Source organism: Exiguobacterium sp. s152 (assembly GCF_018618335.1).
Classification (GTDB): domain Bacteria; phylum Bacillota; class Bacilli; order Exiguobacteriales; family Exiguobacteriaceae; genus Exiguobacterium; species Exiguobacterium chiriqhucha.
Window position 1 is genome coordinate 513,152 of record NZ_JACSLX010000002.1, and the last position, 14,509, is coordinate 527,660.

At 53.3% G+C, this 14,509-nt stretch carries 13 protein-coding genes; 4 read left to right on the forward strand and 9 right to left on the reverse strand.

Annotation, left to right across the window (positions count from 1 at the left end; translation table 11 throughout):
- Nucleotides 1-23: 23 nt before the first annotated feature.
- On the forward strand, nucleotides 24-242 hold the full coding sequence (locus KNP72_RS06620; RefSeq protein ID WP_214720277.1) for a YhzD family protein: 219 nt from the start codon (nucleotides 24-26) through the stop codon (nucleotides 240-242).
- A 34-nt stretch (nucleotides 243-276) separates the two neighbouring features.
- On the opposite strand, the gene KNP72_RS06625 is transcribed toward KNP72_RS06620, so the two are convergent.
- The 4 genes from KNP72_RS06625 to KNP72_RS06640 all read right to left on the reverse strand — a co-directional run bounded on the left by KNP72_RS06625 (nucleotide 277) and on the right by KNP72_RS06640 (nucleotide 4,235).
- Nucleotides 277-732, reverse strand: coding sequence for a hypothetical protein (locus KNP72_RS06625; protein WP_214832570.1), 456 nt, complete (start codon nucleotides 730-732; stop codon nucleotides 277-279).
- A gap of 98 nt (nucleotides 733-830) precedes the next feature.
- Nucleotides 831-2,594, reverse strand: coding sequence for an SLC13 family permease (locus KNP72_RS06630; protein ID WP_353048445.1), 1,764 nt, complete (start codon nucleotides 2,592-2,594; stop codon nucleotides 831-833).
- A gap of 142 nt (nucleotides 2,595-2,736) precedes the next feature.
- Nucleotides 2,737-3,108, reverse strand: coding sequence for a YlbF/YmcA family competence regulator (locus tag KNP72_RS06635; RefSeq protein WP_114166429.1), 372 nt, complete (start codon nucleotides 3,106-3,108; stop codon nucleotides 2,737-2,739).
- Nucleotides 3,109-3,143: 35 nt separating this feature from the next.
- Nucleotides 3,144-4,235, reverse strand: coding sequence for a DUF445 domain-containing protein (locus KNP72_RS06640; protein ID WP_214720286.1), 1,092 nt, complete (start codon nucleotides 4,233-4,235; stop codon nucleotides 3,144-3,146).
- Between the two features lie 76 nt (nucleotides 4,236-4,311).
- Between KNP72_RS06640 and KNP72_RS06645 the strand changes: the two genes are divergently transcribed.
- Together KNP72_RS06645 and KNP72_RS06650 are read left to right on the forward strand one after the other, a co-directional pair.
- Nucleotides 4,312-5,163 carry a PucR family transcriptional regulator gene (locus tag KNP72_RS06645; protein WP_214720280.1) on the forward strand — a complete coding sequence of 284 codons (852 nt, stop codon included), beginning with the start codon at nucleotides 4,312-4,314 and terminating at the stop codon, nucleotides 5,161-5,163.
- A 103-nt stretch (nucleotides 5,164-5,266) separates the two neighbouring features.
- Nucleotides 5,267-6,367 (forward strand): ABC transporter ATP-binding protein, encoded by a 1,101-nt coding sequence (locus tag KNP72_RS06650; protein ID WP_214720281.1) that lies wholly within the window; start codon nucleotides 5,267-5,269, stop codon nucleotides 6,365-6,367.
- Between the two features lie 46 nt (nucleotides 6,368-6,413).
- On the opposite strand, the gene KNP72_RS06655 is transcribed toward KNP72_RS06650, so the two are convergent.
- The 3 genes from KNP72_RS06655 to KNP72_RS06665 form a co-directional block, all read right to left on the reverse strand.
- Nucleotides 6,414-7,064, reverse strand: coding sequence for an amino acid ABC transporter permease (locus KNP72_RS06655; RefSeq protein ID WP_021066728.1), 651 nt, complete (start codon nucleotides 7,062-7,064; stop codon nucleotides 6,414-6,416).
- Complete coding sequence (locus tag KNP72_RS06660; RefSeq protein ID WP_131472218.1) at nucleotides 7,061-7,819, reverse strand: transporter substrate-binding domain-containing protein; 759 nt, start codon at nucleotides 7,817-7,819, stop codon at nucleotides 7,061-7,063. Before KNP72_RS06660 ends, KNP72_RS06655 begins: the two co-directional genes overlap by 4 nt.
- A 125-nt stretch (nucleotides 7,820-7,944) precedes the next feature.
- On the reverse strand, nucleotides 7,945-9,672 hold the full coding sequence (locus tag KNP72_RS06665) for a phospho-sugar mutase (protein ID WP_214720475.1): 1,728 nt from the start codon (nucleotides 9,670-9,672) through the stop codon (nucleotides 7,945-7,947).
- A 99-nt stretch (nucleotides 9,673-9,771) separates the two neighbouring features.
- On the opposite strand from KNP72_RS06665, the gene KNP72_RS06670 reads away from it, so the two are divergent.
- Entirely contained in the window at nucleotides 9,772-10,590 is an 819-nt protein-coding gene (locus KNP72_RS06670) for a sulfurtransferase (RefSeq protein WP_251128902.1), read from the forward strand.
- A 17-nt stretch (nucleotides 10,591-10,607) separates the two neighbouring features.
- Here KNP72_RS06670 and KNP72_RS06675 read toward each other — a convergent pair whose 3' ends face one another.
- A complete protein-coding gene (locus KNP72_RS06675; protein ID WP_214832572.1) occupies nucleotides 10,608-13,040 on the reverse strand; it encodes a glycogen/starch/alpha-glucan phosphorylase in 2,433 nt (810 codons plus the stop codon).
- Between the two features lie 22 nt (nucleotides 13,041-13,062).
- A complete protein-coding gene (gene glgA, locus KNP72_RS06680) occupies nucleotides 13,063-14,502 on the reverse strand; it encodes a glycogen synthase GlgA (RefSeq protein WP_214832574.1) in 1,440 nt (479 codons plus the stop codon).
- Between the last annotated feature and the right edge of the window lie 7 nt (nucleotides 14,503-14,509).

A 14,509-nucleotide genomic window follows, 5' to 3' on the forward strand; every position in this document is an offset into this window, starting at 1 on the left:
ATGAAAGAAAAGGGGGCAGACGGATGGAACAGTATACGATCACAGCGTTCGAGAACGACGGCACGACCGTCTTGAACGATTCATTTACCGCGGCAAGCGATGACGAGGCCAAAACGAAAGGCCTCACGTTGCTCGAGGAAGCCGGGCACCTCCACAAGGGAGCCCGCATCGCACGTCGCGGCCAACTGATCTACTTCGAGCGCTGTAAACTGCCAGGAAAACTGAAAGGCACGGCCTCATAACAAAAGCGCCTCGGGAATCCCGAGGCGTTTTCGTTCATTCGCTATATTTAGCTTCCCACTCGCTGCGCCACTCCGTGTAATCGGGATGCAGCTCTTCCGCCGTCCTCCCATCGAGTGAATAGCTCGATCCGGTAAGCGGCTCGGCCGAATCCGGATATGACGTCCCGCCGATGATTTTGCCGTCCACCATCATGACCGAGACGTTCGTCTGGCCGAGTTCTGCGACTTCATCGAGCGGATGGTTGCGGACGATAAAGTACTCATGTCGAATGTCACGTCCAATATAGTCATCCGGCGGCGTCGTCTGGACTTGCCACGTACTTTCCGTAGGCAACTCAAGCAGATCTTCCTTTTCAAAACTCGACGTTCTATTCCCTCTATAAGAGACGACGTCATAGCCTTGCTCCTCTAAATACGCCTTGGCTACTTTGGCATCCGCCCCGAGCGTCGGTGTCGATTGCTCGCCCTCATTCGAGCAAGCCGCAAGCAAGAGTGCACATACAATGATTCCGATTCGTTTCTACATCGTCTTTCCACCTCATCATTTAGCATTTATTTACATGTTCAACGGAGAGATCCACATGTCCTTCAAAACGGGAAGATGAGTAAAATCGTGAAAATCGCGATGACCGCTGTCACCACTTGCAGCGGCAAGCCGACTTTGACGAAATCGAAGAAACGGTAGCCCCCGATTCCGAACACCATCGCGTTCGTCGGTGAACCGAACGGGGTCATGAATGCGAGTGATGCCGCAATCGCGACGGCAACGACGAACGGGACCGGACTCACTTGAAGCGCCGCGGCGAGCGATACGGCGAGCGGTGCGAACAAGACGGCCGTCGCCGTGTTCGAGATGATTTGACTGAGCCCCATCGTCGCGAGGAAAATGGCGACGAGCACCCAGACCGGTCCGGCTTGACCGAACGAATCGCTGATCCACGTGACGAGCCAGGTCATAATCCCGGCATTGTCGAGTGCTTGACCGACGGGAATCATCGCGGCAATCAATAATAGCGAGGACCACTGAATCGATTCATAGGCGACGTCCATGTGGCGCACGGCTCCCGTGAGCACCATCGCCAGCGCCGCGAGCCATACCGCCACGGTCGGGTCGACCCATTCGAAGACGAGGAGCGCAACCATCATGAGCATAATCAGCCCCGCTGCCAGCTGATGACGCTCCGACACAGCCCGGTTCGCGACATCGGTTACCCGCTCATTGGCGAGCAATAAGGCCGTCTCGTCCCCGGCTCGCTCTAAGTCGTCCCACTCCCCTTGCGCGACGAGCATATCTCCGCGCTCGAGCGGGACGTCTTTCAATCGTGTGAGGGCAATCTCTTCGTTCGGACGGATGACTTGAAGCACGTTCAACCGATATTCGTTGCGCAAGTGACTATCCGATAAACAACGGCCGACGAGCGGGCTATCCGTCGGGATGGTGAAGACGGCAACGCCGCCCGCTTTCCCGTAGACGGCCTTCAAGTCGACCTGTTCGACCGCCACTCCTTCCCTTCCAGCAATCCGCCGGACATCCGCCTCCGCTCCGCTGACATACACTTTCCCTTCGATCAGACGTGTTTCCGCGCGAGCCGTGACGAAGCGGTGCGTCACGCTTTTTTCTTGTTCGCCGACGACGATCAGACCGTCTCGTGACCAGTTGACGTCGCGGAGCGTCCGCCCGATTAATGGGTGCCCTTTCGAAAGGGATAAGGCGAATAGGCTTACGTGCGGCACCGCCAAGCGTGGCATCGCCGCGGCGCGCACATCGCTCGTACCGAGAAGCCGATTGCCGATGACATAGAAATAGAATAGGCCGACGACTGCCATGACGAGCCCGATTGGTAAGAGCGCGAAAAAACCGAGCGTGCCGGCGGACGTGTTCCGTAACGTCTCAGCCGCCACCAGGTTCGGCGGCGTCCCAATCAGTGTCATCGTCCCGCCGATACTCGAGAAGAACGCGAGCGGCATCAACAGTTTGGCAGGACTCGTCCCCATCTGTCTCGACATGGCGAGGACGACCGGAATCAATAGGGCGACCGTCCCCGTATTCGACATGAGACTCGACAATAACGTCACCGTGACCATCAAGACGAGAAAAAGACGCACCTCACTCCCTTTTGCGAACGGGATAAGCGCAGCACCTAACCGTTCGGCCAAACCCGTGTGAAATAGGCCGGCCCCCACAATGAACAGCCCAGCAATCATGAGCACGACCGAATTCGAAAAACCGGCCATTGCTTCAACCGGCGTCAATTGATTCGTCAAGACGAGCAACAAGAGACCGATGAGCGCAACCAAGTCGGCTCGGAGCCAGCCTCCAATAAACCCGATAATCATGATTGTTAAAATCACCAAGGTGACCATTACGTCCACCCTTCCTTGTGAATAATTCTACAATCTTACTATACCACGTATCTTGTAAGCGTTATCATCGCCGGCGTGACAATCTCGGCAACAAAAAAACGGATGGCTCGATTGCCATCCGCATTACGTCTTATTGAACTTCGTTATCATTGACCATCGGAGCGTAAAGCTCTTCAAGTGGCTTCATGATAATTTTCGTCACTTCTGTGACGAGTTGATGCATGCGTTGCTCTTCTTGCATGAGCTCCATGATCAATTCGTTCTGTTGAACGCCCATCATTTTCGTTTGTGCGTCCATCATCTCTTGTTCAGAGATTTCTTCGCCTTGCATCTGCTTCTGTTGAAGCGTCATTTGGATGTCACGGAAGTCAGCGAATAACTGGTTCGCTTCTGCATCCGCATTGACACGATCGTATAGTGAAGAGAGATTTGTGAACTCCTCAGAATCGCGAAGTGCTTTTTCCAATTGGTAAGCATGATCGTACAAGTTTGTTTGTGACATGTGACGTCCTCCTAAATACTATTAGGGCGTGCCCCTCAAATAATGGCAATCAACCCTTGAATCAACCCAATCATACCACCTAACAAGGCGCCAAGCCATGTTATTGCCCGGAACTCTCGTTTCGAGATCGAGAGAACAATCTCTTCGAGGTACGATGTATCGAGCGAGCTCACCTGCTCTTGCACGATTTGGTCGATTTTGAGGCGGTCCATGACAGTCTCCATTTGATCCGTGAAGCGAGTGATGACGAGTCGGACTCCGGCCGGGACGAGCTCGTCGACGACGCGGTCTTCAATGTCCCGTGTGTACGAGTGGACCGTCCGATCGAGCAACTCCCCGACCGGCAAGCGCGAGACGACTTCTGTCGTCACTCCATCAATCAACCGTTCTTCGAGACGGTCGTCAAGCAACGTGTCGACCGACCGTTCGCTGAACCGTTCGAACTCACGTGTAATCATTTCCGCCATACCCGATCGCGTCGAGCTGCCACGTAGAATATTGATAATCTCCGGTCGAATCATCTCGACAAAATTCAAGTTCTGGACGAAACCGGCGATGAATCCAAGCCGACGCTGGACGAACGAGTCGACCATGTGTCGAAGTTGGGCCTCTCCCTCGACGGAATAGAAATATTCCTCCGACTTGACGAGCAAGGTATCGACTATTTCGGGAATGATACCCCGGACACGGTCCATGCCGTCTTCACCGAGAATCTCATACAGTTTACGCGTCTTCACATCCGCGAGGACGAGCCGGAGCTCTTGGCGGAGCTTCGTGTCCGCTTCTGCCAAGACACGAGTCTCGGCATCCGGATAAAGTGGTTCGATGAGCGACCGAATCGTCTGATCCGAGCGTAGCATCGTCCGTACCTCGCCTTGGACGTAATACGTGATGTGGCCACCGACCTGTTCATCGAGCAGGCGCTTGCGCATCCCTTCCGGCGTCAACAAGTGTTTGACGACGGTCTTACCGAGACTCGTCGCTAACTCATCGCGCCGTTTCGGGATCAAGCCTGGCGTGAATGGGACGCGCATCTTCCCAATATATTTAGGATGATGGGGCCGGAATAACATTTTGATGGCGAGGAAGTTGGTCACTCCCCCGATTGTCGCACCGATGGCGATCATAATGAATACTTTGACTAGACTCTCCAAACTGTCTGCCTCCGATCTGAAATATGATACATTTATTGAAGAGGTGATTGTGTTGACTACGTTTGAACGAATTAAATCGATTTTCCCAATGGCTGTCCATCGGTCAGAAGAAGCGTCAAGTGACGTCCGCTGGTATCAAGCCCCGGACGGCACAGTTTTCGGGCTCCCTAAGCTGGAGCTGACGGAGCGTGAGCGACAGTTGCTCGAATGGTCCGCCACCCCGCTACTGACAAGGCTCGACCCCCGACAAGCCAAATGGCAGGATCGACTACTCACCGACACGTACCGGTTCGCCCGGCCGTTTCGTCTCATGTCACTCGTCCTGCATTATCAGGATGCTGAGGCGCTCGAACAATTTTTAGACGTGTTAGCTGACTTTATGCCTGAAGCAGAGATTGTTCTCATGACCCGGTCACACGTTGAAATCATTGAGACTGATCAGTTCGTCGAGCTGACCGAGTTCGAGGACGTCTTGCGGGCGATTGCGAGCGATTGTTACGTCGAGGCGCACGTCGTCTATAGCGCACGTCCTCTCGGTGACCTAGGGCCACTTTATCACCAGCATCAGGCGCTACTCCCACTCGCCAAGCTCTCTACTAAAGTTTACCCTGCTAGTCAATTATTATACCATTATTTACTACAACGCCATGAGACTTTTGATGTACGTCCCCGTCTGACGGCCCCTGTCGTCGAGTCGCTCGATAAGACGACAATCGATGTATTGGAGGCGTTGTTCGCCCACTCATTGAACGTGTCGCATACAGCGAAGGCGTTATTCATGCATCGAAACACGCTCAACTATCGGCTCGATCGCCTCTATGAAGCGACCGGTTATGACGCCCGAACCTTTTATGATGCCAGTCTGCTCCAATTGATTGTCACGTTGCACAAATCTGAGTAATCGTTTTTGTGCAACGTGTACATATACGATGCAAGCGGTTTCATCGTATAATCATTCTTGTAAGCGCTATTATACAAGAACAGATTCTCAGGAGGCTAACGACATGGCAGAAATTCAATTGAATCATATCGATAAAATCTACGCTGGTGGCGACTCGAAGGCAGTCAGCGATTTCAACTTACACATCAAGGACCGTGAGTTCATCGTTTTCGTCGGACCATCTGGTTGCGGTAAATCGACGACGCTTCGTATGATTGCGGGACTCGAAGAAATTTCGAGCGGTGACTTCATCATCGACGGCAAGCGCATGAACGATGTCGCACCGAAAGACCGCGACATCGCGATGGTCTTCCAAAACTATGCCCTCTACCCGCACATGAGTGTCTATGACAACATGGCGTTCGGTTTGAAACTTCGCAAGTTCCCGAAAGATGAAATCGACCGTCGCGTCCAAGATGCGGCCCGTATCCTCGGACTTGAAGAATACCTTCAACGTAAGCCAAAAGCACTCTCGGGTGGTCAGCGTCAACGTGTTGCCATCGGCCGTGCCATCGTTCGTGATGCCAAAGTCTTCTTGATGGATGAGCCGCTCTCAAACTTGGATGCCAAGCTTCGCGTTCAAATGCGTAAAGAAATCATCCAATTGCACAACCGTCTCGACACGACGACGATTTACGTTACCCATGACCAAACGGAAGCGATGACACTCGCGACTCGGATCGTCATCATGAAAGACGGGATCATCCAACAAGTCGGTTCGCCGAAAGAAGTTTACGAAAACCCGGACAACATCTTCGTAGCCGGCTTCATCGGATCACCTTCGATGAACTTCTTCCGCGGAAAATTGGCTGATGGGAAGTTCCTCGTCGGCGGTGAAGAAATCAATGTCCCTGAAGGCAAAATGAAAGGACTTCGTGACCGCGGTTACGTCGGCAAAGAGCTCGTGCTCGGAATCCGTCCAGAATCAATTCACGATGAGCCGATCTACATCGACTCGCCAACGACGCACACGTTCCGCACGCACATCGACGTCGCCGAGCTCATGGGCGCTGAGTCGTACTTGTACGCTGAACTCGGTGGCCACCAGTTCACGGCACGGATCGATGGACGTTCGAACATCCACATGGGTGACGACGTCACACTCGCACTTGATATGACGAAAGCTCACTTCTTCGACACGGAAACAGAACTCGTCATCCGTTAATACAAAAACCCCTTCGATTGCAACCAATCGAAGGGATTTTTTTGTGTCAGCGAATCGCATACCGACGTTCGAGACGATGCTGCCCCGCTTGGATGAGCGTCGACAAGATCCAATAGATCGATGCCGAGAACAAGAGGAGCGGCATGACGAGATACGTCGTCGCTGCGATTTGGTCTGACACGTACGTCAACTCTTGGACGGCGATGACCGAACCGAGTGACGTCGATTTGATGATGTCGATGACCGAGTTGGACACCGGTGGGATTGCACGGGATAACGCCTGTGGAAAGATGATATCCTTGAAGCGCTTCGCACGCGGAATCCCGAGGGCGACACTCGCCTCGACTTGTCCGCGGTCGACCGAATTGATGGCCGCCCGGAACGCTTCCGAGATATAGGCCGCAAAGTGAAGGCCTAACCCAAAAATGAGCGCCTGCATCCCGCTCAGCTGGACGAAACCGGTCAGACCGACGTACAAGATGAGCAATTGCAACAGGAGCGGTGTGCCCCGGAAAAACGAAATATACGTACGCGTGAACAAACGAACGACCTTGACAGGACTGCTGTGCAAGACAGCGATGATCAGACCGAGCACCAAGGCGAGGAGAATCGACAGGATACTGGCGATCAACGTCAATTGTACGGCTTCGATATAGGCCGAACGGTTCTCGATGACGGTCGTGATCAGTTCACTCATTGACTGATGTCCTCACCGAAGTACTTCTCACCGATCTCAGCCATCGTGCCGTCTTCTTGCATTTCAGCGAGCGCCTCGTTCAAGCCTTCGAGCACGTCCGAGTCTTGGCGTGTCATGAAGCCGGCTTCGCTCTTGTTGAAGACGTCACCTACCGCTTTCACGTCGTAACCTGTCTTCTCTAGCTCCGTCAAGATGAAGAGACGGTCGTTGAGCGCCGCATCGAGACGTCCGACTTGAAGGTCTTGGAGCACTTGGTTCGCGCCTTTGTAGAACTTCACTTCAGCACCGGCTTCTTCAGCGAGCTTGGCGTAGACCGATCCTTGTGTCGAGCCGACGACTTTGCCGTCGAGGTCATCGATGCCTTGAATGTCTTCGTTGTCCGAAGCGACGATGACTTGCGCACCTGATACCGCGTACGGAGTTGAGAACGCGTATTTCTCTTCACGTTCTGGGGTGATACTCATTTGGTTGGCAATCATGTCGATGCGTTCCGCGTCGAGTGCTGGAACGAGTCCTTTGAAGTCCATCGGCTCGTATTCGACCGTGTAACCGGCACGCTCGGCCGCTTCGTTCAATACGTCGATGTCATACCCTGTGATTTCACCTTTGTCTTTGTACGTGAATGGCGGGTACGTCGCTTCTGTCCCGACTGTGATGACGGCTTCTTCTGAGCCGCTGTCTGTCTCTGTCCCGCAAGCCGCGAGCACCCCGAACGATGCGCCGATTGCAAGTACTGCTGTTAATGATTTTTTCATGGTAATTTCCGCCTTCCTGATAATCCGTATATGATTACATGGTTATGAACAATACACTCATCATACTGACGGGGGCATATCTTGTCAAACAAAAGACACCACCCTCGTCAGGGCGGTGTCGTCGATTAATCGATTGCTTTCGCTTGCTTCATGACATCGCGTTCAATCGCTTCCCGTTTCACTGTCGTTTTCTCCGCGCTATCGGCGTGGACACTGAAATAGAATTTGATTTTCGGTTCGGTCCCAGACGGACGCAGGCAGAACCATGAGCCGTCCTCGAAGATGAATTTGAGTACGTTCGACGACGGCAACTCGATTGCTTCCGTCTCTCCTTGACGCAAGTTCGTCGCGACTTGTTGCTTGTAATCCTCGAAGCGGACGACTTCGTAGCCGCCGACTTCCTGCGGCGGATTGGCGCGGAACGCCTCCATCATTCGACCGATTTGTTCGAGACCGGCTTTCCCTTTCAACGTCATCGATTGGAGCGACTCCTCGTAGAAGCCATACTTCTCATAGACGGCTTGAAGGGCATCGTATAACGTACGGCCGTGCTGTTTGTGGAAGGCCGCCATCTCGGCGCCGAGCAAACACGCTTGGACGGCATCTTTGTCACGACAGAAGTCCCCAATCAAATAGCCATAGCTCTCTTCATAACCGAATAAGAACTCATACTGACCCGACTCTTCATACTGCTTGATTTTCTCACCGATGAACTTAAAGCCAGTGAGCGTATTCTCGAGGTGGACCCCATACGCCTTGGCGATGGCTGCCCCAAGTTCGGACGTGACGATCGTCTTCGCAACGAAACCGTTCGTTGGAAGCGTGCCCGTCTCCACTTTTTGAGACAGGATGTAATCCATAAGGAGCGCCCCGGTCTGGTTCCCCGTCAAGACGAACCATTCGCCGTTGCGGTCACGGACCGTGAAACCGACACGGTCGGCGTCCGGGTCCGTCGCCATGAGCAAGTCGGCCCCGACGCGATCGCCGTACTGCATCGCGAGTTCAAAGGCAGCCCGTTCTTCCGGGTTCGGATAACTGACCGTCGGGAATGCCCCGTCCGGCTCAGCCTGTTCGTCGACGATGGTGACGTGTTCGAAGCCGTATGCTTTCAATCCTTCCATGACCGGACGACGTCCTGTGCCATGAAGCGGTGAATAGACGATTTTGAGCGGATCGCCTTGGACGTCCGTATGAATCCGAATCGATTGGAGGGCTTCCATGTAAGCTGCATCGACCGATGAGTCGACCGTGACGAGTGTGCCCTCGGCCCGAAGCGTTGCCTCCTCTTTGACGGCAATCGTCAATTCATCCTCGATGGCATTGACGTACGAGACGAGTTCATCGGCCTCGGCTGGTGGCAATTGCCCACCGTCGGCGCCATACACTTTGAAGCCGTTATATTCAGGCGGATTGTGGCTCGCCGTGATGACGATGCCGCCGAACGCGTTCAAGTGACGGACCGCGAATGACAACTCTGGCGTCGCTCGCAAACTAGGGAACAAGTATGTCTTAATCCCGTTCGAGGCGAGTGTACGTGCCGCCTCAAGTGCGAACTCCGGTGAGAAGTGGCGCGAGTCATGGGCAATGACGACGCCGTGACGTTTCGCTTCTTCTCCCGATGCAGCGATAAAGTCGGCAAAGCCTTGCGACGCCTTGCGGATTGTATAGATGTTCATCCGGTTCGCCCCTGGACCGATTTCACCGCGCATACCGCCCGTCCCGAATTCGAGCGTCTTATAGAAGGCATCCTCGAGTGATGTCTCGTCTTGTTCGAGCGCTTCGAGTTCAGCGCGTAAATGTGGCTCGAGTGCCTCGTGTTGTTTCCATCGGTCATATGTCTGTTGCCATGTCATGGTCAGTTCCCCTTTCGACATTCAAAAATTCAATCGAAGTACTCGCCAATTTGTTCCATCTTGTATACGATGGGAGTAACGAAACTTCGAGGTGATACTATGTTTCCAACTATGCGTGCCCAAGAATTGAAACACATCGTCCATACGGACTCGATTCGCTTTATTGATTGTCGTTATTCATTAAACGACGCCTCATACGGAAAGTATGTGTATCGACAGGGACATCTCCCGAACGCCGTCTTCCTCGATTTGATGGAAGATTTATCCGGTCCCGTCTCCGAACATGGCGGACGCCATCCACTGCCGTCAAAAGAAGCATGGACCGAGACGCTTCGCCGGATCGGGATTCAAAAAGATGATTTGATCATCATTTACGATGACGGATTCCCTTATGCCGCCCGTGCTTGGTGGTTATTCAAATGGGCCGGCCATGAGCGTGTCATCGTGCTCGAGGGCGGGATTCAGTCCGGCATCACTTACTGCGGCGAGACGACGACGGACGTTCCGTCCTACCCCGCCTCAGATTACGTCCCAGCGTTCCAAGACGAGATGATTGCGACGATCGAAGACGTCCGTGCCGCCACGGTCACGGGCGGGCTCTATGATTCACGGACGGCCGACCGGTACGACGGCAGCCATGAACCGATTGATCGCAAACCGGGCCATATCCCGAACGCCGTCCTTTGTCCGTATACCGAAGCCGTCACCGACCTCGGCACACTTCAAGATTTTCATGATTTGAGAGAGCTATACGCCAACGTCCTCGATGTCCCCAACCCCATCTTCTATTGCGGGAGCGGAGTCACCGCCTGCGTGAACATTTTGGCGTTACACGCCCTCGGCAAAGATGACGTCCGGCTGTACTCAGGGTCTTACTCTGATTGGATCAGTTATCCAGAAAACACGGTCCACCCGTAACGGGTGGATCGCTTTTTTTATTTCACGCTCGTCGGTTTGATGTTCCAGACGGCGTTCGCGTATTCCGTGATCGTCCGGTCACTCGAGAAGATTCCCGATTTGGCCGTGTTGACGATTGAACTCTCGGCCCAGCGTGCCTTGTCCGAGAACACCTCGTCGACGCGTCGTTGCGCCTGCATGTAAGACGCGAAATCTTTCAACACGAGGAAATCATCATTATAGACGAGAAGCGAGTCGAAGATGGCTTGGAATTGGTATTCTCCGACCTTGTCGAACGTTCCGTTGACGAGGGCGTCGACGACATTACGCACTTCCGTGTTCGCATGGTAGATGTCGGCCGCATGATAACCGCCGAACTTCTTGTAGTTCATGACTTCTTGCGGTGTCAATCCGAAGATGAAGATGTGATCGTCCCCGACCGCATCGCGAATCTCGATATTGGCCCCGTCGAGCGTCCCGATCGTGAGCGCACCGTTCATCATGAACTTCATGTTGCCGGTACCTGACGCCTCGTAGCTCGCTGTCGAGATTTGCTCACTCAAGTCTGAACCAGGGAAGATGCGCTCGGCCATCGAGACGCGATAGTTCTCGAGGAAGACGATTTTGATGAAGCGGCTCGCCCGTTTGTCATTGTTGATCATAGCTGCGAGCGCGTTAATGTATCGAATAACTTCTTTGGCGTAATAATACCCTGGTGCCGCCTTCGCCCCGAAGATGAACGTCCGTGGGACCATCGTGAACGTCGGATCGGCTTGAATCTTTTGATAGAGCGCATGAATGTGCATCGCGTCCATCAATTGACGTTTATAGGCGTGCAACCGCTTGACTTGGACGTCGAAAATCGAGTTTGGGTCGACGGCGATGCCCGTCTCGGCTTGGATATAGCCGGCCAAATCCAGTTTGTTCTGTTGTTTCACGTTCATGACCTGCTCTTGGAAACTCGCGTCTTTGGAGACACCCATCAACTTCTCGAGATCGTTCGGATGTTCGATCCACGATGGACCAATCGCATCGGTAATCAAGTTCGAGAGACGTGGGTTCGACTTGAGGAGCCAGCGTCGATGCGTGATGCCGTTCGTCTTGTTGTTGAACCGAAGTGGGAACATCTCATACAAGTGACGCATCTCACGCTGCTTCAGGATGTCCGTATGAATTCGGGCCACCCCGTTCGTCGAGTGTGAGCCGACGACGGCAAGGTTCGCCATGTTGATGTGTTCGTTCGACACGATGGCAATCTCGCCCATATGCGGCTCGAGATGCGGGTAGTTGACGAGGACGTCTTTACAGAAACGGCGATTGATTTCCGTGATGATTTGATAAATACGCGGCAATAACCGCTCATACATCTCGACCGGCCACTTCTCAAGCGCTTCGGCGAGGAGTGTATGGTTCGTGAACGACATGACGCTCTTCGTCACGCGCCACGCTTCATCCCACCCGTAACCGTGGTCGTCCATCAAAATCCGCATGAGTTCAGGGATAGCCACGACCGGATGTGTGTCGTTAATATGGACGGCATAATGGTCGCCGAGGTGTTTCAAGGATTTATTATGACGTAAGTAAGACGTGATCATCGACTGGACGCCCGCCGAGACGAAAAAGTACTGTTGTTTCAAACGCAACACTTTTCCTTCGTATGTCGTGTCGTCCGGATATAGGAACTCAGAGATGGTCGCAATCGATTGTTTGTGTTTGAGCAGGTCTTTGTACGAACCTTTCGTCCGTTCCATGTACTCCTCGTCGTCAAACGGTGACTCGGCGTTCCAAAGACGGAGCGTATTGACGACCTCATTTTTGTAGCCGATGATCGGCATATCGTAAGGTACCGCTCGAACGACTTCATCCGGATGGTGAACGACGCGAAGCCGGTCGCCGATTTGCCGCATCTCGATCCAACCACCGAAATTGACGTCGACGGCTCGATCGGCACGGCGCGTCTCCCACATGTTCCCGTCACGAAGCCAGTTGTCTGGTAACTCGACTTGATAGCCGTCGACGATTTTTTGTTTGAACAAGCCGTATCGGTAGCGAATCCCGTTTCCGTGCCCTGGGAGACTGAGCGCTGCGAGCGAGTCGAGGAAGCAAGCGGCTAGGCGGCCGAGACCGCCGTTGCCGAGACCTGGTTCTGGCTCATACTCGGTGATGTCGGTGAAGTTGAATCCGAGTTCATCGAGACCCTCTTGCACGACTTCGAGAACGTCCATACTGAGCAAATTGTTATACAGAAAACGACCGAGCAAAAATTCAAGTGAGAAATAAATGACTTGTTTGCTCTGTTTTTCTTCTTGTTTGTCGCGGGTGTTGATCCATTTCGGGATTGCCTGCTCACGCACCATCGTTGCCAACGTTTGATACACTTCCTGCTCGGTCCCTTCATCAAACGACTTCCCGTTTAATGCGACAAATCTCTTTTGGAATGAAGTGACGAAGCTCTGTTTGTCTGTAAACATATGTGTGTAAAACTCCTTCCGGTCATGCAAATAGGTGATACAACTCACGGTATTGCTTCGCAGATTGTTTCCAGCTGAAGTCCGCGGTCATCGCTTGATGGACGAGCGCGTTCCAATTGTTATCATCATAGAAGACACGAATCGATTTCTCAATCGTCGCGAGCATCTCGTGGGCGTTATAGTTCAAGAAACCAAAGCCTGTGCCTTCCTGTGTGTATTCGTTATACGGTTTGACCGTATCGCGTAGTCCTCCCGTCTCTCGTACGATCGGGAGCGTCCCGTAACGCATCGAGATGAGCTGGCTGAGACCGCACGGCTCGAAGCGGGACGGCATGAGAAATGCGTCCGATCCGGCATAAATCAAGTGTGCGAGTTCGATATCGAAACCGATATACGACCCGACCTTGCCAGGGTGCGACGCCGTCATGTGATGGACGATGCCCTCATACTCCGGTTGACCCGACCCGAGGAACACGAACTGACAGTCCAAGTTCCCGAGCTCCTCACTCACCGCTTCAATCAAATCAAGACCTTTTTGTTCGACGAGTCGACTGACGAAGCCGATCAACATGACATCGTCACGTACCTCGAGGCCGAACCGCTCTTGAAGCTCACGCTTGTTGGCGAGCTTCCCTTCTTTGACTGTATCGAGATTGTACGTCTGGGCGATGCGCTTGTCCGTGCTCGGATCATTGGTCGCCAAATCGAGGCCGTTCAAGATGCCTCGGACGTCGACAGACCGGTAACGGAGTGTCGCATCGAGTCCCTCTCCGTAATACGGTTCCATGATCTCATCGCGATAAGACGGGCTGACCGTCGTGATTTGGTCAGAGTGGACGATACCCGCCTTCATGTAGTTGACGAGACCGTTATGTTGAATCCCTTCCGCCGTGAAGTGTTCCGGACCGAACTGTAACAACTCGCCGAGGACCGCTTCCGGGAAGATGCCTTGATATTGCAGGTTATGGATGGTAAAGACGGTACGAATGCGTTGATACGCCTCGATATGTTGATAATGGATCCGCAAGAAGGCTGGGACGACACCGGTCTGCCAATCATGACAGTGGAGCACGTCAGGCACGTCTTCCGCTTCGAGCTTCCCGATCATCTCGAGCACGGCACGAGAGAAGAATGCGAAGCGCTCGGCATCATCGTAATGGCCATAGAGCACGCCTTCTCGTTTGAAGTAATATTCGTTGTCGATGAAGTAATACGTGATTCCATCGCGTTCAAGCTTGAGGACGGCACCGAACTGCTTGCGCCAGCCGACCGGAACGATCAGATCGAACATGTACTCCATCTCATCTACGTATTCTTGAGCGATCGTGCCATATTTCGGCATGATGACACTCACTTCTTCACCAAGGCTAGACACCGCTTGAGGGAGCGAGCCGATGACATCGGCAAGCCCCCCCGTTTTCATGAACGGTGCCGCTTCTGAAGCGACATACCATATTTTCATAATATCC